This is a genomic window from Candidatus Palauibacter australiensis (assembly GCA_026705295.1).
Taxonomy (GTDB): Bacteria; Gemmatimonadota; Gemmatimonadetes; order Palauibacterales; family Palauibacteraceae; genus Palauibacter; species Palauibacter australiensis.
In genome coordinates, this window is record JAPPBA010000187.1 from 1 (window position 1) to 17,470 (window position 17,470).

Here is a 17,470-nt window from a genome sequence, read left to right on the forward strand (position 1 = left end):
TGAATCCGGACTTCATCCCGTCCGAGAAGTTCGTCGCGATCAACAAGGACGGCGACCACGGCTGCGCGTGGATGCCCTTCCGCGACACGCCCCCCCGCATGACGGTGGCGAACGCGGACGGGATTCAGACGTACGAGGGGGTGAGCGTCGCCGACTGACGAGGTGCCCGACCCGGACTGCGCGTCCGCCGTGTCCGAAGCGACGGTGGTCGTCAGGGAGGCGGGCCTCGAGGACGTCGACCGCCTCGCGCCGCTGTTCGACGGGTACCGCCAGTTCTACCGGCAGCACGCGGACCTGGAGGGCGCGCGCCGGTTTCTGGCCGAACGTCTCGGGGCCGGCGAGTCGCGCGTCTTCGTGGCGGAGACCACGGACGGCTGGCCCCTGGGGTTCGTGCAGTTGTTCCCGTCCTTCTCCTCCGTGTCGATGAAACGGCTCTGGATCCTCAACGACCTGTTCGTCGCGCCGGACGCGCGCCGGGCCGGGGTCGCGCGCGTCCTCATGGACCGCGCGCGGGAATTCGCGGTCGAGACCGGCGCCAAGGGTCTCATCCTCGAGACCGAGTCCCATAACGCGCCTGCGAAGAGACTGTACGAGGAACTGGGCTGGGCGCTCGACGGCACCGACCACTACGAGTTGCTCGTGTGAGCCCCCCTATGAGCCCCCTATGAGCCCCCTATGAGCCCGGCGGTGCGCGCGGTGGCTGCGGTCGTCCTGCTGCCCGCGCTGGCGGCTTTTGCGTACGCTGCCGTGTCAGCGGACGGACCCGCGGATGAGCGATCCGCCGACGACGGCGCGGGCCGGGAGTTGCGACTGTCTCTCTCGGCGAGCGAAGAGGCGCCGACCGCCGCCACGCCCGTCGTCCTCGAGCTGACCGGCACGAACGACGGTCAGGCCACGCTCATCCTCGACTTCCCCGACGGCCAGCGCTTCGACTTCGAGGTGATCTCGGAGGATGGGGACGTCGTCTGGCGGTGGGCGGAGGGCCGATTCTTCGCCCAGGTGCTGGGGCGCGAGACGCTGGAGCCCGGCGCCTCGCTGCACTGGACCGGGAGAATCGGGGCCGGGCTGCCGGCCGGCGTCTACCGCGTCCTTGCCACACTCACCACGGTGGAGCCTCGAACCGTCGAGGCCACACTCACCGTCCTTCCACGGAGCTAGCGAATTGAACCACACGATGCCGGCGGGGCTCGCCACGGACCCTGACGCACTCGAATCCGACCTCCTGCGGGCCGTCTCCTTCGACGCGGGGTGGTCCCTCCTCGAACGCTTCTCGACCCTCGTGCGAGAGTCCGGGAGCGATGACGAGCACGTCGCGGCCGAGTACATCGCCGCCGAACTGAGCCGGTTGGGCGTGCCGTTCGAGATGTACGAGCCCGACCTTTACCTCTCCCTTCCCCGCGAGTCCTCGGTGGAGTGGGGCGGCAGGTCGATGCGGGCCAAGCCGCCGTCCTTCGCGGTGCCGACGCCGGAGGGCGGACTCGAAGGGGAACTCGTCTACGTTCCGGCCGCGGCCGCGACGGGGCAGCGGGACCTGTTCGCCAGGCGGCTCGGCGACGACCTGCCAGACGTGGCCGGCAAGATCGTGCTCAGCGACGGTTTCGCGATGCCGGGCATGGTCTCCGCCTTCGAGGCGGCGGGGGCGGCGGGGCAGATCTTCATCAATCCCGGACAGAACATCCACTGGGGGATCTGCACGTCGATCTGGGGCACGCCGACGACCCGGAACCTCGCCTCAAAACCCGGCACGCCCGTGGTCGCGGTCAACCGTCCCGACGGAGAGCGGCTGAAGGAGGCCGTGGGCGAATCGGTCCGGCTGGAGGTTCGGCTGGAGGAGGGCTGGTACCCGTGCAAGCTGCCCGTGGCGCACATCGCCGGCGCTTCGGAGGAGTTCATGCTGGTGCACGGGCACTACGACTCGTGGGACGTCGGGATCGGCGACAACGCGGTCGGCGATGCGACGCTGCTGGAACTCGCCCGGATCTTCCACGCGGAGGCGGGGCGGCTGCAGCGCTCGCTGCGCATCGCCTGGTGGCCGGCGCACTCGACCGGGCGCTACGGCGGCTCCACCTGGTATGCCGACACGCGCGCGCTGGAGCTCCGCCGTCGCTGCGTGGGCGCGATCAACATCGACTCGCCGGGCTGCTGGCACGCGACGGAGTACGACGATGTGATGTGGATGGCCGAGGCGGGGCCGCTGTGTGCGCGCGCGATCGCCGACGTCACGGGAAAGACCGCGAAGCGGCTGCGCCCGCTGCGGGCCGGTGACTATGCCTTCAATCAGATCGGGCTGACGTCCTTCTACATGCTGCTCTCGAACATCCCGGCGGACGAACGCGCGGCGCTCGGCTTCTATCCCACGGGCGGCTGCGGCGGCAACATCGCGTGGCACACCGAAGACGACGTCATGGCCGTCGCCGAGCGGGAGAACCTTGAGCGCGACCTGGGCGTCTACGTCGCTTCGATCGCGCGCGTGCTCAACTCGCGCATCCTGCCGTACGACTTCCGCGAAACCGTCTCGGAACTGGCAGGGTTCGTGGACGGGTACGTGGAGGCCGCTGGCGACCTGCTCGACCTCGGTCCGGTCCGCGCCGAACTCGAAGCGCTGGGAGCGGCGCTGGACGACCTCTACGCCATGCTCGAAAGGAGCGGGCTGGACGCTGCCGGGACGGGCGCCGTGAACGAGTTGTTGCTCGAGTTGTCCCGCATCCTGGTGCCGATCGGCTACGCGGAGGGAGGGCCGTTCGACCACGATCCGGCGTTGCCCCGGACGCCGATCCCTCGGCTGGCCCGGGCGGCCGAGTTGCCGGGCCTCGCGGAGGCCGGCTCCGACGTGCTGCCCTTCCTGGTGAACGAAGTGCGTCGCGAGGCGAACCACGTGGCGAACGGGTTCCACGAGGCGGCGCGGGCGACGGGACGCGTGCTGGCGCAGTTGACGGCTTCGGCGCCGGCGGGCTGATGACGGTGCGGCGCGCGGGGGGAGAAGCGGTGCGTGCGGCGGCGCTGGCGCTGTCGGCGGCGTTGGCCTGCCTGCCCGCGGCCGCGCCGGCGGCGGCGCAGACGACGGACACGGTGTTCGTTCGGCTGGATGCCGACGGCGCGGCGCACGTTCGACAGGAGCTCATGCCGGATGGCGGCGCGGTACGGGCCTTCGCCCTCCGGATCGAGCACCAGACGCTCTCGCTGGCGGATACCGAGCGGGGCGGCGCCCCGCTGCCCGTCGCCGACGCCGGGCTGACCGCGGTCGACGGGGCCTACCGCATCGATGCGGTCTCCGACGCGCCGGTCGTCATCTCGTACACCGTCCGGAATCCGGTGCGCGGACGGCTGGACCGGATTCCCCTCTTCGTCGCCGGCCGGGAGGCCGAGGAGACGGTGGTGCAGGAGGTCACGGCGCCGTGGCTGATCCGGCTGGAAGGGGACCCGGACGTGCTCGATGCGCTGGACCTGTCGACCACTCTGCCGCGCTTCGTCCGGGTCGGCGATGACCTCGTGACGGCCACCCTGTCGAGCGTGCCGGGGCTGCTCCGGCTGTCCCGCGGGGGCGCGCTCTCGTTCGCGCGCATCGCTGACCTCGCGGTCCTCGCGCTTCTGTTGGCCGGCGCGATCTGGACGTGGCGGAACGCGCGAGTGCGCCGCGAAGGCGCCGGGACCGCGCGATGACGATCATCCTGATCGCGGCGGGCTTCTTCGCCCTCGGCCTCACCGTGGTCCTCCTCTTCCGGAACACGATTCGCGCCGACGACGAGTTGGACCGCCGCTGGGCTGAGGTCGTCGCGCAGCGCTCCACGCGCGGTGCCCCACCGGCCGCGCCCGACGAGACGGCCGAACCCGCCGAACCCACATGAGCGACATCTTCTTCGTCGTACTCGGCGTCTACGTGGCCATTATCATGGGCATCGCGATCTGGAGCTACTTCCGGACCGAGACCGAAGTCGACTTCCTCGCCGCCGGCCGCTCGATCGGCCCCATCGTCGGCGGGGCGGCCCTCGCCGCGACGCAGATCTCGGCCGGCACCTTCGTCGGCACCGCCGGCCGCCACTACCTGGCCGGCGTCTCGTGGGTCTTCCCGTGGCTCGGCCTCTGGACGGGTTGGCTCGTGTGCGCCTTCTTCGTCGCCCCGAAACTGCGGCGGCTCGGCGCGCTCACCGTCCCCGACTACATCTCGGCCCGCTACGGGAGCGCGAAGGCGGGAGCGCTCGCGGGCGTCCTCATCGTCGTCGCCTACACCATCTACCTCGTAGCACAGTTCCAGGCGGGCGGCGAGATCGCGGAGGTCGTGTTCGGGATCCGCCCGCTCACGGCGATGCTCATCATCGTCGCCTCGACCGCGCTCTACACGCTCCTCGGCGGCGTCCGGTCGAGTTCCTACATCGATTTCCTGCAGACGCTGATCATGGTCGCGGCGCTGATCGTGGCGGTCCCGGTGCTCCTCAACCAGGTCGGCGGCGGCAGCCCCCTCGCGGCGGTCGAGCGGTCGCTCGATTTCCTCGACACGCTCGACGACCGTCTCATCGGCTGGTACTACTCGCCGCGCGAACTCCTCGCCTTCGCGATCGCGTTCGGACTCTCGATCGCGGCGGCGCCGTACGAACTCACCCGCTTCTACTCGATGCGGGACGAGCGCACGGTGCGGAAGGCGATCTTCGTGGCGATCGGCTTCCAGGTCGTCATCGCCACCAGCATCATGTCGATCGGCATGCTCATGCGGGTGCTCTTCCCGAACCTGCCCTCACAGGACCAGGCCACCGCCACCATGGCGCTGCACGTGCTGCCTCCCGTGGTCGGCGCGCTGCTGCTCGTCGCCATGCTGTCGGCGATCATGTCGACTGTGAACTCGATCCTCCTCGTCACCGGCGCGGGCGTCGCCCACGACCTGTACGGGAAGTTCATCCGGCCCGACGCGAGCCAGAAACACCTCGTGAACGCGAACCGGGTGGCGATCGTTGTCCTCGCCATCATCCCGCTCTTCTTCGCGCTCCAGAAGCTGGGGGATGTCCAGGGCATCGTGCTCGAGCAGGCGAAGTTCATCGCCTCCTTCTTCTTCGTCCCCATCGTGATCGGCCTCAACTGGCGGCGAGGGACGGCGAAGGGCGCGGTCGCCTCCATGATCGGGGGCTTCCTCGCCTGTCTTGTGTGGACGCTCTGGTTCCAGGAACACTACTTCCCCCTGTACGGGATCGACTCCGTCGAACTGGGTGTCGGCGCGAGCCTCATCCTCTTCATCATGGTTTCGCTGATGACGAAACCGAATCCCGGCCAGACGCTGGAGCCGTTCTTCGGAGACAAGTGACCCGTGGACTGCAACCCGCCAGCGGGTCCGCCAATCATGTGGGTCCGCCAACCATAGGGAGACTTTGAATGTCGGACGTACTGAACCGCCTCGTGGAGGCGTTGAACGCGGGTACGGTCCGGGTGGTGGATCTCACGATCCCTCTCGGGCCCGATACCGTCGTCATCGACCTCCCTCCGATGTTCGCGCCGTCGAAGGGGGCGACGATCGAGGAGATCTCGAGGTATGACGACGACGGGCCGGCCTGGTACTGGAACAACCTGACGCTCGGCGAGCACACCGGGACGCACTTCGACGCCCCGATCCACTGGGTGACGGGGAAGGATGTGCCCAACGGGACGACGGACACGATCCCGCCGCGGAAGTTCGTCGGCCCGGCGTGTGTCATCGACGTGGAGGCGGAGGTCGATGCGGATCCCGACTTCCTGCTCTCGCCCGGCGGACTCGAGGCGTGGGAGGCCGAGCACGGGCGCGTGCCCGAGGGCGCCTGGGTCTTTCTGCGCACCGGGTGGAGCCGGAGGGAAGGGAAGGAGGCGTTTCTCAACGTGTCGGAAGACGGCCCGCACTCGCCGGGCTTTCACCAGGAGACTTCGGCCCTGCTGGCGCATGACCGCGGGGTGCTCGGGGTCGGAGTGGAGACGGTCGGCACCGATGCGGGCCAGGCCGGAGGATTCGATCCGCCGTTCCCGAACCACGGGATCATGCACGGGGCGGGGAGGTTCGGCCTCGCGAGCCTGTGCAACCTCGACCGGTTGCCCCCGACGGGCGCCGTGGCGATTGCCGCCCCCCTGAAGATCGTGGACGGGAGCGGGAGCCCGCTGCGCGTGATCGCGCTGGCCCCGGCGTAGCGACCGGGGAAGGGAGCGCGGGATGGACGAAGCCGAGCGGCAGCGATCCGCCTACCGGAGGGTCCTGCGGGCGCTGGACGAGGCGATCTTCTGCTTGGAGCCGGGGCCCTCTGAGGATTCGGATGACTTCGGCGGGGAGCAGCAAGGGACCTTCCGCCTCGGAGAAGCGGGCGGGATCGCGTTCTCCAGCCGTCTGACGGGGACCGACTCCGAGGCCCTCTGCGACGATATTTCCGACGCTGTCGAGGCCGAGGATCTGGACGGGGTCCGTCAAATCCGAAGCGGCGTCGAATCGAGGCTGCGGTCGGGCGGGGACGACGCCGCCGGCCCTTCGGAGGAGGGTGCGGTCGACTGGGATGCGGGCTACCTGCAGTTCCTCGCCGTCCTGAACGAGTCGCGGCGAGCCCGGGAAGCGGGCGACGCGCATCGATACTGGATCATGGCGGGCTTCCTCGCCGGCCTCCTTCAGCGGGATGGAACGCCGGGGCCGCACGGGCACGGATCGCTTCGCGGCGCGGTCATCGCCGCCTGCAACGAGGGGTGGGGAGAGACCCTGTGGACGGAATGGGAGGCGATCCGGGACGAGTGGTTGGCCGGCGACTCGCCGGGAGCCCCGGAGGATCCGGACCTTCTCCTCAGGTGGCTGGGTCTGCGGCTGGCCGCGGCCGAATCGATCGCGGACTCGCTGGTGTCCGGCGAGGTCGGCGTGACGACCGATGACCGAAACGAGGGCGAGTCGGACGATGGGGCTCGCTTCCTGCGCTGCGAACGCTCGACCCGCCGCGCTCAGAACTTCGGCGCCAGAATCGCGCGTCGCGACGCGGACTAGACGCGGCGGCCCGCAAGCTGGCAGCCCGGCTCTGGCCGCAGATCGAGGTTGGACCAAGGTTCAGGGATCGACGAGGAACCGGACGAGGTACCCCAACGCGAGGAGGGTTCAGTGGCGGATAACGGAACTGCTGGCAAGGCCGTCAGCGTGGCGTCGATTCTGCTCGCGCTGCTCTTCCTTCTGAACGGCGGGATGAAGATCGCCGGGATGATGGTCGACCAGTTTGCGGTGTGGGGTTATCCGGCGTGGTTCCAGTACCTGATCGGCGTCGTGGAGGCGCTGGCGGGGGTCGGATTCCTGAGGCGTCCGACGCGGTTCCTGGCGGCGGTCATCGTGATCCCGATCATGGCGGGCGCGATCTACACACTCGTGAGGGCGGGGACGGCGCCGCAGGCCGCGGTTCCGACCGTGGCGCTGCTGCTCGCGCTCTTCGTGGCGAAGAAGTCGCGCTAGGCCGGCCGGTCGCGCCAGGTCGGCCGGCGGCCCGCGCGGGATCGGCGCGGACGTTCCGGCGGGAACGCCGTCCGGTCAGCCGCCTTCGGCGGTCTCCAGCAGCTGGTCGCCGACGAGGCGGACCACGCGGACGCGCTGGATGCCGAGTTCGTCGGACTCGATGTAGGCCAGCAGGCCGTCCGGCCCGAACGCGGCCGGGATGCGAACCCCGTCCGGGGCGATGGTGCCGAAGTACTGCCCGTCCGCCGTGAGGATGTCCGTGGGACCGGGCTCTCCCCCCAGGGCGGAGCGCTCGACCCAGATGCGGTCGCTCCGGTCCACGGCCAGCCTCGAGATGACCGGCGCCTCCTCCGGAAAGACCATGTCCGCGATCCGGTCTTCCCTCATGCGGCGCATCGCCTCCGGATCGGGACCACTCGGCCTTCCGGAGCCGGCGCTTCCGCTGATCGAAATCGTCCGGGTCATGATGACGGTGCCCCCACCGCCTCCGCTCCCGCCTTCCGCCACGGCGGCGAGCCGGCGCTCGCGCTCCGAGTCCCGGATCTCGTCGGTGACCGTGACGGGGGAGATCGGCCGCTCGAGCGTCCCCGTCACCTGCCCCGAGGCACCGAGGATCTTGACCCTGTAGCCGACGGAATCGGCGAGGGCGACGCGGCCATCCCGAAGCACGCCGAAGCTCAGGGGAAGGGGAAAGGCCTCCATCCGCGACATGACGATCCGCATGTTTCCGGCCTGCGTCTCGGCGTCTTCCACGGGCGGTCCCGCCCAGGCCAGGTGGAACTCCTCCTGTGTGCCGTCGAGCCGGAACCGGCCGATGGGCCGGCCTTCGGGCTCCTCTTCTTCCTCCCCTCGCATGAGCGCGGTGAGCGATCGGCCAGCGAGTCCCGCGGAGAGGAGGCTGTGGTCCGGCATGGCGTGCATCTCGGCACCGGGCGACCCGGTCTCGAAGGTGAACCCGGCCTCCTGGAGCGATTCGCCATCGCGGTTGAAGACCTTTATGCCGCGACCGATGTCGTTGACCGCGATCCGCCCATCGCCGAGCACGGCGAGTCCCAGCGGCTGGTTGAGTTCTCCGGGCCCCTCGCCTTTGTTCGAAATCGTCCGCTCGAACTCGCCACCCGGGCCGACGACGACGATGTGGCCGGCGTCATTGTCGAGGATGAAGAGCGAGCCGTCCTCGTCGAAGGCGACGCCCACCACGCTGCCGAACATCTCCCACGCGGCGCCGTCCATCACGCCGACGGCGTACACCTCCTCGACGCTGGGCGCGAGGGAGACGTCGGGACTGTCGAGTCCCGCGGCGCCCGGTTCGGCGTCTGCCCCGCAGCCGATGGTGGCAAACGGAAGGGCGAGCAGGGCGAGATGACGGGTACGGCGCGGGCGGCAAGGCAGCTTGCGCATAGAGGTTCCCCCCCGGTTGAAGCGAACGATCAGCCGGACACCGCGTGCGACAATGGAGACCGGGACGACGGTTGCCCGCCGCGCGCGTTTGCACCCGTGCTCATCGCGCGCCCTCCAGTTGTTCGTCGGTCATGAGCCGGACGACCAGGACCCGCTGGATGTCGAGGTCGTCGCGCTCCACGTAGGCGAGCAGGCCGCCCGGACCGAAGGCTCTGGGGATTCTCAGGCCGTCCGTGGGGAGCGAGCCGAAGTACCGCCCGTCGGCGCTCAGAATGTCGATCGTACCGGTCTCGCCGGGGAGGGCGGAGCGCTGCACCCAGATGCGGTCGCTCCAGTCCACGGCCAGATTCGTGATCACCGGCATCTCCTCCGGGAACATCAGGTCCCGGATCTGGTCCTCGCGCATCCTCCGCATGGCCTCCTGCATCGCCTCGGAGTCCATCGGGTTCCCACCGCCGCGCAAGCCAGCCGCCGCGGTGATGCTCAACGTCATGATGCCACCGCCTCCGCCGCCTCCACCGGACTCGAGGCTCGCGAGACGGCGTTCACGCTCGGCCGCCTCGATCGCGGGCGTCACCGCCACCGGCGGCACCGGGCGCTCAAGGGTCGACACGAAGCCCCCAGCCGCATCGAGCAGCTTGACGCTGTAGCCGACCGAGTCGGCGACCGCGACGCGGCCGTCACTGAGCACGCCCAGCGCGAGCGGCAGCGGAAAGGCCTCTCCGGCCTCCATCTGTATCCGGATGTTCCCCGCCTCCGCTTCGTCGGTTCGGCTTTCGCGCGGCGGGGGCGCCCAGGCCTCATGGAACAGATCGGTGCTCCCGTCGAGCCGGAAGCGCGTGATCGGACGGCCCTCGTCACGGTCCATGATCCCTTCCGGCGAGAAGCTGACCCGGCGGGCCGGTGCGATGAGGCTGTGATCCGGCATGGCGCGGAGTCGCCCCGACGGCGTGGCTCCCTCCGGATCGATCCGGACGTCCTCGAGGAACTCTCCCTCGCGGTCGAAGAGCGCGATGCCCCGGTTTCTGACGTCGCGCACACCGATCCGTCCGTCGCCAAACACGATGAGGCTGGTTGGGAAGCTGAGTTCGCCGGGTCCTTCTCCCTTGTTGGAGATGGTGCGGACGAACGCTCCCGCGGGGTCGATCACGACCACGTGTCCGGCGTCGCTGTCGAGGATGAAGAGAGTGCCATCCGCAGCGAACGCGACATCCGCGACGCGGCCGAACATCTCCCACTCGGCCCCGTCCAGCACGCCGACGGCGTAGAGCGTGTCCGTCGCGGGCGAGATCGTGACGTCGGGACTGTCGAGCCCACGGGCGGCGGATGCCCCGTCTCCACCGCAGGCTGCGGCTGACAGGACGACGGAAACGAATGCGGCATGGACGGTATGGCTGTGCGAGCGGCGCATCGGCTGTTGCTCCTTGCGCGGGGGGGAGTTGACGGGGTTCCGACTATGAAGATAGTTGAGGCGCGTTCCCGCGGGAACGTCCTCGATCATTCCGTGCCGGGAGTCTCCAGCAGCTGATCTCCGGCGAGGCGGATGACGCGGACGCGCTGGATGCCGAGTTGATCGGTCTCGATGTACGCCAGCAGTCCGTCCGGCCCGAAGGCGGCCGGGATGCGCAGCCCGCCGGGGGCATGCGTTCCCAGGTACCGGCCGTCCGCGGTGAGGACATCCGTGGGACCGCTCTCGCCCGGCAGCGCCGCGCGCTGGACCCAGATCCGGCCGCTCCAATCCACGGCGATCCTTTCGATGACCGGCATCTCCTCGGGGAAGACCAGGCGTTCGATCTGCCGCCGGTAGGTTCCCCGCAGGGCCGCTTCCATGGCGGCCGGATCGGGGGGACCGGAAGCCCCGCTCGGTGGGCGGATGGCCATCATCGCAATGCCCTCCGTGAGCACGTCCTGCAGCGCCCCACCTTCGGAGTCCAGCAGCGTCAGTCGCCGTGTACGTTCGGCGTCGCGGACCCGTTCCGTTACCCGGACGGGAGCCACCGGGCGCTCCAGCGTCGTGACTTGCTCCCCTTCCTCTCCCTCCGGGCCGACGATCTTGATCCGGTAGCCGACCGAGTCGACGATGGCGACCCGGCCATCCCTGAATACACCCAGTTCCAGCGGCGGCGGGAAGGCCTGGATCGGGCGCAGTTGCATGAAGATTCCGCCGGACTCCACGTCTTCCAGTCGCGTGTCGTCGGGCGGAGGGCCCTGCCACGCCGCGTGGAACAACGCGCCACTCCCGTCGGGACGGAAGCGAACGACGGGCCGGCCTGCGCCGGATCCATCCTCCTTCGAGGAGCGACGAAAGACCTCCGCCGTCACAACACTGTGGTCGGGCATCGCATGAAACGGAATCCCCGGGATCCCCGCCTCGGTCGCGAACCGGACCCCTTCCAGGAACGTGCCGTCGCGGGCGAACAGCTGAAGCCCGACCTTCGCGAAGTCCATGACGCCGATGCGCCCGTCGGAGAACACCGCCAACCCTTGGGGCCGGCCCAGCTCGCCGGGGCCCTCGCCCTCGTTCGAGATCGTCCGCACGTGTCGGCCCGCGGTGTCGACCACGACGATGTGGCCAGCGTCAGCATCGAGGATGAAGAGGGTCCCGTCCCCGTCGAACGCCAGACTGGAGACGCTCCCGAAGGTCTCCCACGCTTCACCCTCGATGACGCCCACGGTGTAGACCGTCTCGACTCGTGGCTCGATCGAGAAATCGGGACTGTCGAGGCCGGCGGAGCGAGGCGGGCCATCGCCGGATGCGACGCCGCAACCCGCGACGCCGAAGAAAAGCACGGTCAGGCACCGCGGACGCATGGAATTCCTCCGGATTCGAGGCCCCGACCTCGAGCAGGCCGGATCGTGTGGTAATTCTACTATCAAGCTAGTAGAACGGGAAGCGTGGCAATCGGGGCCCTGCGGCCATCAAGCCTTGGACACAGGTCGGGGGATGAGCGCCGGGGTGGTGGCCTGGTAGTCGCGATAGGCGGGGTACTTCGACGCGGAGATAGTCTCGGTGAGGCGCATGGACGGAATGATCAGCGCCGTGAGCAGGATGAAGCCGAGACCCGTCCAGTGGAGCCACTGGCCGGAAGCCGAGACGGCGAACAGGTAGAACACCCACCACATGCCCAACTCGCAGAAAAAGTTGGGGTGACGACAATAGCGGAACAGACCTGAGGTCATGAATGGTTGCGCGACCTCTTCCCCTGCCGCGATGCGCCGCTTCTTGTCCTGCTGGAAGCGCCACATCTGCTCGTCGGCCGTGGCCTCGCCGACGAAGAGCACGAGGAAGAGCGCGGCGGTCAGGAGATCCAGCCAGCCGAGCGGCGTCTCGCTCCACACCGCGGCCTGGTGCACCGGAGAGGTGAACCACCAGATGAGCAGCATCTGCCCGAAGCTGATGAACGTGAGGTTGAGAAGCTGAAACCGGACCGGCCCGAGCTTCTCCCGGACCGCGACCCAGCGGTAGTCCTCGTGTCCCGGCCGGAATATTCCCCTGCGCAGGCCATTGAAGGTCAGCCGCGCCGACCAGAGCACGACGAGCAGGGTCATCAGGTTGACGCGCGGCGAGGCGAAGTCCAGCCCGGCTGCCACGATCAGGCAGTAGACGGGCGGACACAGGCTCCAGAGCCGGTCCACCCACGAGTAGTCGCGCGTCGGGATAGCGACGACCAGGCACACGGCGGCCAGTATCAGGCACAGGTCGAGCGCCGTGCCGAACGGCGTACCCGCCAGCGGGTGCGCGATGAGGTTGATGTCAAACATCCGCTACCTCAGTCGCGGTCAGTCGGTGGCGGTCAGTCGTCGCACCAACGTCTGCAACCAGTCGCTCACCTCCCGCACCTCCTCCCGCAGTTCCTCGTGCCGCTCGTAGGCGTCGGCGCCCGGCGCCTGGTCGGCCCGCCCGGTCATGCCGGCGAGATAGTTGAGCTGGCTCAGGAGCATGGGGCGCGGATAGCTGCCCTCCGCGTCGTTCACGCGGGCGTCGAGTTCGGCCAGCGCCGCGGCGAGTTCGTCGAGCGTCTCGTTGCGGCCGCCGCCGGCGTCCGCGCGCGCCTCCGCGATGCGCTCGCGCAGGTCGTCGATGCCGTCCGCGACCTCGCGGGCCTCCGCCATCGTCTCCCGCACGCCGAGGTTGAAGCGGTACTGCTCCTCGAGGTCGGCGACGGTCACCCCCTCCGCCGCCACCCGCGGGTCGATCCGCAGTTCGAGCCCCGACTCGGCCGTCACGTCGCCCGCCGAGAGGCGAACCGTGTACTCGCCCGGCGGCACGATCGGCCCGCCGCGGCCCTCGCCCTGAGAGCGCATGTCCCAGCGCAGCCGGTGCACGCCCGGCGTCGTCGAGACCCCGCGCGCGCCCCCGCCACGCGGCGCCATGCGCTGCATCGCCGGTCCCCCCGCCCGGGCCGCGCCGCCACCCCCGCCGCTGGCGTAGGAGCGGATCGTCTCGCCGCCCGCGTCGAGGATCTCGATCTGCACCGTCTCGTCGGCTCCCAGCTCCGGGGAGATCCAGTAGTTGATGTCCGCGCCCGCGCCGGGGTAGTCCGGGCGCGCCGTATTCGAGGCCCATTCGAAGCCCGAATTCCGTCCGGGCCGAGTGCGGTACTGCGGCCGCCCCTCGAACAGGTGGGCTCCGCCCCCCTCCGCGACCGATCCGTCCGCGCCGATCTCGTGCAGCGGTGTGATGTCGTCGAGCACCCAGAATCCGCGGCCCATCGTCGAGAGCGCGAGGTCCTGCCGGTATACCTCGATGTCTGTCACCGGCGTCAGCGGAAGGTCGAGCTGGAACGACTGCCACGTCGCCCCGTCGTCGAAGGAGATGAAGAGCCCGAACTCCGTCCCCGCATACAGGAGCCCCGCGCGGTCCGGATCCTCGCGCACGACCCGCACGGGAACGTCCGCCGGAATCCCGTTCGTCCCATCGGTGAGGAGCGTCCACGTCTCCCCCGCGTCCTCCGTCCGGTAGACGTAGGGCCGGAAGTCGCCGAGCAGGAAGCGGTATCCGGCCACGTACACCTTGTCCGGATCGTGGCGGGAGATATCGATCGAGTTGATGCGGCCTTCGGGCGGCATGTCCCCCGGCGTCACGTTCTCCCAGGACTCCGCGCCATCCAGCGTCACGTACACCGGGCCATCGTTCGCCCCGGTCCAGATCACCTCGGGGTCGTGCGGCGAGGCCTCGATCACGTAGAGCGTGGAATAGTGCTCCTCGCCCGTCGCGTCGCGCGTGATCGGCCCGCCCGACACCATCTGCCGCTCGGGCGGGAACGCCGTGAGGTCGGGAGAGATCCGCTCCCATGAGCGCCCCCCGTCCGTCGTCCGGTGCACGTACTGCGAGCCGTGATAGACGAGGTTCGGATCGTGCGGCGAGACCTCGATGGGCACGACGCGCTGGAAGCGGTAGGGGAGGTTGGCGGGGTTCGTGCCGTACATGTTCACCGCGCCGACGTAGTACTGCTGCTCCTGCCCGGTGCGCTGGTTGTAGACCCCGAAGCGCCCCTTGCAGTTCGCGTACACGACGTCGGGGTCGCCCGGCTTCGGCACGGCGGGACCCGTCTCGCACCCGCCCGGCGAGCGCCAGTACGCGTCCGGACCGCCCGGCGCGGACAGCGACGGCTGGCGGCTCGGCACGGCCACCGTGAACGCATCGTCCTGCTGCCCCGCATAGAGCCAGTACGGAAAACGGTCGTCCACGTCGACCTGGTAGAGTTCGGCCGTGGGCTGGTTGTTGACCGGCGACCACGTCTGCCCGCCGTCCAGCGTTACGACCCCGCCCCCGTCGCTCCCGTGCACCATGATGCGCGGGTCGTCCGGGTTGATCCACAGATCGTGGTCATCCCCGTGCACGTTCGGGATGGTGCTGAAGGTCCGCCCCCCGTCCGTCGACTTCCAGGTGGACAGATTGAGGACATAGAGGACATCCCCGTCCGTCGGGTCCGCGATCACGTTCGTGAAGTAGAAGGGCCGGTGCATGAGCTGGTTGCGCGGGTCGTCGTTGATCAGCTCCCACGTCTCTCCGGCGTCGTCCGAGCGGTACAGGCCCTCGATCGGCTCCGGCGCCTCGACCAGCGCATAGACGCGGTCCGGCATGTCCGGCGAGACGGAGAAATCGACCTTGCCGATCAGGCCCTCCGGGAGCCCGGCCGTGATCCGCCGCCAGGTGTCGCCCCCGTCCGTCGTCTTCCAGATCCCGTCTTCGTCGCTCGCCCCGGAGATGATCGACCACGGATACCGCTGCGCCCGCCACATCGCGGCGTAGATGACGTTGGGGTCCGCCGGATGAAACTCGAGATCGACCGCCCCGACGGAGTCCGAGGTGAAGAGGATGCGCTCCCAGTCGAGACCGCCGTTCGAGGAGCGATAGACGCCCCGCGTCTCATTGTTGATGAACGGGTTCCCCATCGCGGCCGCATAGACGAGGTCGGGATTGTCCGGATGGGCCTTTACGGACGGGACCTGGCCCGCGTCCTCGAGCCCGACGTGGTCCCAGGTCTCCCCGGCATCGGTCGACTTATGGATGCCCTTCCCGATGATGATATTCGAGCGGATGCCGTCCGAGCCCGTCCCCACGTAGATGACATTCGGATCCGAATCGGCGACTTCGATATGGCCGATGGAGGGAGACCGGAAATACCCATCGGAGATATTCTCCCACGTCACCCCGTAGTTCGTCGTCTTCCACACGCCGCCGCCGGTCGCCCCCTGGTAGAAGGTATGGGGGTGGGAGCGGTGGCCCTCGACCGCCGTGACGCGGCCGCCGCGCGAGGGGCCGACGAAGCGGAAGGAGAGGCCGCCGAAGAGACTCGGGTCGACGGTGTTCGCGGCCGGGGCCGGGTTCCGGACGCCGGCGGGGAGTTCGCCGACGCCAGCGCCGTCCTGCGCGGCGAGCGGCCACGCGAGGGCGGCGACGGCGGCCAGAGGTGCGAGGACGGTTCGCGTTCCGGGGATCGGGGCGGGGAATCGCATGTCTGCTCCTGAGTTATCGTGCCTTGACGATCGCTTCACCGGCGAGCGCGTCCGTGAAGCGGCTCTCGTCGATCGCGAGCGTACCGTTGACGAGGGAGTACTCGACCCCCTCGGCGAGACCGTGCGGGTCGTCGTACTCGGCGGTGTCGCGGAACCGCTCAAGGTCCACGACGATCACATCGGCGACCGCGCCGGGTTCGAGCACGCCGCGGCCTTCGATTCCGTACACGCGGGCCGGGAGCGCCGTCATGGCGTGAATCGCCTGTTCCAGCGTGGTGACGCCCTCTTCCAGCACGTACTTGCGGATCCGCCGCGGGAAGGCGCCGAAGCCGCGCGGGTGCGGATGGCCCTCGCCGGGCACCCAGAGCGAGCCGTCGGAGGACGTCATCATCCAGGGCTGCGTCATGAAGCGCGCGATGTCGTCGTCGTTCATGTTGAACGACGTGAGCCCGGTGCCGCCGCCTCCGTCAAGCGCCTCCACGAGGAGGGCGAGCGCCGTCTCGATCGCGTCGATCCCGCGATCGTCCGCCACATCCTGCAGGGTGCGGCCGCCATCGGGGCCGCCCTGCAGCATGAGCCGGTTGGCGCCGCCCCGGCGGTCGAGGTTCTCCCACATCTCCGCCACGAGCCGGGGGCGCTCGGCGGGGTTCTCCATTAGCTCGTACAGGTTGCCGGCCTCGCCGGCGAGGGCCCAGCGCGGGACGAGCGCGCCCACGATGCTCGTCCCCGAGGCCTCGTAGGGGTACTGGTCCGCGTAGATCGCCAGCCCCTCCGCCCGTGCCGCCTCGATGCGGCGCACCACGTCGGCGGACTGACCCCACACCCGGGGCCCGAGCGCCTTGACGTGCGTGACGACCCCCGTGATGCCGGAGCCGCGCGAGATCTCGATCACCTCGTCCACGGCGCCGGTGAGACCGATCGAATAGTCCGACTCGTCGCGGATGTGGCTCTGGTACACGCCCCCGTACTCGGCGGCGATCTTCGCGAGTTCGACGACTTCGCCGGTCGGGGCGTATGAGCCCGGCGAGTAGTAGAGGCCGGAGGAGAGCCCGAAGGCGCCCCCGTCCATGCCCTCCCGGACGATCGTCCGCATGCGGTCGAGTTCCTCCGCCGTCGCCTCGCGGGCCTGCATCCCCAGCACGGCGCGCCTCACGCTTCCGTGCGGGACGAAGGCGCCCACGTTGACTCCGACGCCGGGATCCCGGATCCGCGCGCGCTGGTCGGCGAGGTCGACCGTGCCGCCGCCATCGGGGTTCGCGAAGATCGTCGTGATCCCCTGCGCGAGGAGTGGTTGCGCGGTGCGGAGTTCGTCGCGCAGCAGCGCCGGCATGGCGTGGGAGTGCGTGTCGATGAAGCCGGGGAAGATGTGGAGCCCGGTCGCGTCGATCGCCCGGGTGGCCGTCGCCGCGCCGAGGTCGCCCACGGCCGCAATCCGCCCGCCCTCGACCGCAACATCCCCCGCCCGGGCCGGATTCCCGGAACCGTCGACGAGGGTGCCGCCCCGGATGATCAGATCGTAGCTCTGCGCCGAAGCCGGCCGGGCGGCGGCCGCCGCGCCAAGCAGCCCCGCCGCGACGAGGAAAGCCGGGAGCGCCCGCGCGGCGTGGCGGCGCGGGGTTGGGGAAAGCATGTTGTCGTCCATGCGCTCGAATCTGTCGGATCGTACGCGACCCGCACAAGAAAGCG

15 protein-coding genes are annotated in these 17,470 nt (G+C 69.6%); 9 read left to right on the plus strand and 6 right to left on the minus strand.

Annotation, left to right across the window (positions count from 1 at the left end; genetic code table 11):
- Window positions 1-189 precede the first annotated feature (189 nt).
- The 9 genes from OXN85_15590 (at window position 190) to OXN85_15630 (ending at window position 7,420) form a co-directional block, all read left to right on the plus strand.
- On the plus strand, window positions 190-645 hold the full coding sequence (locus OXN85_15590; GenBank protein MCY3601390.1) for a GNAT family N-acetyltransferase: 456 nt from the start codon (window positions 190-192) through the stop codon (window positions 643-645).
- Window positions 646-675: 30 nt separating this feature from the next.
- On the plus strand, window positions 676-1,158 hold the full coding sequence (locus OXN85_15595; GenBank protein MCY3601391.1) for a BsuPI-related putative proteinase inhibitor: 483 nt from the start codon (window positions 676-678) through the stop codon (window positions 1,156-1,158).
- A gap of 4 nt (window positions 1,159-1,162) precedes the next feature.
- Window positions 1,163-2,956, plus strand: coding sequence for a M28 family peptidase (locus tag OXN85_15600; protein ID MCY3601392.1), 1,794 nt, complete (start codon window positions 1,163-1,165; stop codon window positions 2,954-2,956).
- Window positions 2,956-3,660 carry a hypothetical protein gene (locus OXN85_15605; protein MCY3601393.1) on the plus strand — a complete coding sequence of 235 codons (705 nt, stop codon included), beginning with the start codon at window positions 2,956-2,958 and terminating at the stop codon, window positions 3,658-3,660. Before OXN85_15600 ends, OXN85_15605 begins: the two co-directional genes overlap by 1 nt.
- Window positions 3,657-3,845 (plus strand): hypothetical protein, encoded by a 189-nt coding sequence (locus OXN85_15610; protein ID MCY3601394.1) that lies wholly within the window; start codon window positions 3,657-3,659, stop codon window positions 3,843-3,845. Before OXN85_15605 ends, OXN85_15610 begins: the two co-directional genes overlap by 4 nt.
- On the plus strand, window positions 3,842-5,290 hold the full coding sequence (locus OXN85_15615; protein MCY3601395.1) for a sodium/solute symporter: 1,449 nt from the start codon (window positions 3,842-3,844) through the stop codon (window positions 5,288-5,290). The genes OXN85_15610 and OXN85_15615 overlap by 4 nt, the downstream gene beginning before the upstream one ends.
- Window positions 5,291-5,358: 68 nt before the next feature.
- Window positions 5,359-6,138, plus strand: coding sequence for a cyclase family protein (locus tag OXN85_15620; GenBank protein MCY3601396.1), 780 nt, complete (start codon window positions 5,359-5,361; stop codon window positions 6,136-6,138).
- A gap of 22 nt (window positions 6,139-6,160) precedes the next feature.
- Window positions 6,161-6,967 carry a hypothetical protein gene (locus OXN85_15625; protein ID MCY3601397.1) on the plus strand — a complete coding sequence of 269 codons (807 nt, stop codon included), beginning with the start codon at window positions 6,161-6,163 and terminating at the stop codon, window positions 6,965-6,967.
- Window positions 6,968-7,078: 111 nt separating this feature from the next.
- Complete coding sequence (locus OXN85_15630; GenBank protein MCY3601398.1) at window positions 7,079-7,420, plus strand: DoxX family protein; 342 nt, start codon at window positions 7,079-7,081, stop codon at window positions 7,418-7,420.
- Between the two features lie 75 nt (window positions 7,421-7,495).
- Here the strand turns inward: OXN85_15630 and OXN85_15635 are convergent, their stop codons facing one another.
- The 6 genes from OXN85_15635 to OXN85_15660 all read right to left on the minus strand — a co-directional run bounded on the left by OXN85_15635 (window position 7,496) and on the right by OXN85_15660 (window position 17,426).
- Window positions 7,496-8,821 (minus strand): hypothetical protein, encoded by a 1,326-nt coding sequence (locus OXN85_15635; protein ID MCY3601399.1) that lies wholly within the window; start codon window positions 8,819-8,821, stop codon window positions 7,496-7,498.
- A 100-nt stretch (window positions 8,822-8,921) separates the two neighbouring features.
- Window positions 8,922-10,232 (minus strand): 6-bladed beta-propeller, encoded by a 1,311-nt coding sequence (locus tag OXN85_15640; protein MCY3601400.1) that lies wholly within the window; start codon window positions 10,230-10,232, stop codon window positions 8,922-8,924.
- 86 nt (window positions 10,233-10,318) lie between these two features.
- A complete protein-coding gene (locus tag OXN85_15645; GenBank protein ID MCY3601401.1) occupies window positions 10,319-11,632 on the minus strand; it encodes a 6-bladed beta-propeller in 1,314 nt (437 codons plus the stop codon).
- A 108-nt stretch (window positions 11,633-11,740) separates the two neighbouring features.
- Window positions 11,741-12,583 (minus strand): DUF1295 domain-containing protein, encoded by an 843-nt coding sequence (locus tag OXN85_15650; GenBank protein MCY3601402.1) that lies wholly within the window; start codon window positions 12,581-12,583, stop codon window positions 11,741-11,743.
- 18 nt (window positions 12,584-12,601) lie between these two features.
- Window positions 12,602-15,784: a hypothetical protein gene (locus OXN85_15655; GenBank protein ID MCY3601403.1), complete on the minus strand. Its 3,183-nt coding sequence runs from the start codon at window positions 15,782-15,784 to the stop codon at window positions 12,602-12,604.
- Window positions 15,785-15,797: 13 nt separating this feature from the next.
- Complete coding sequence (locus OXN85_15660) at window positions 15,798-17,426, minus strand: amidohydrolase family protein (GenBank protein ID MCY3601404.1); 1,629 nt, start codon at window positions 17,424-17,426, stop codon at window positions 15,798-15,800.
- Window positions 17,427-17,470 lie beyond the last annotated feature (44 nt).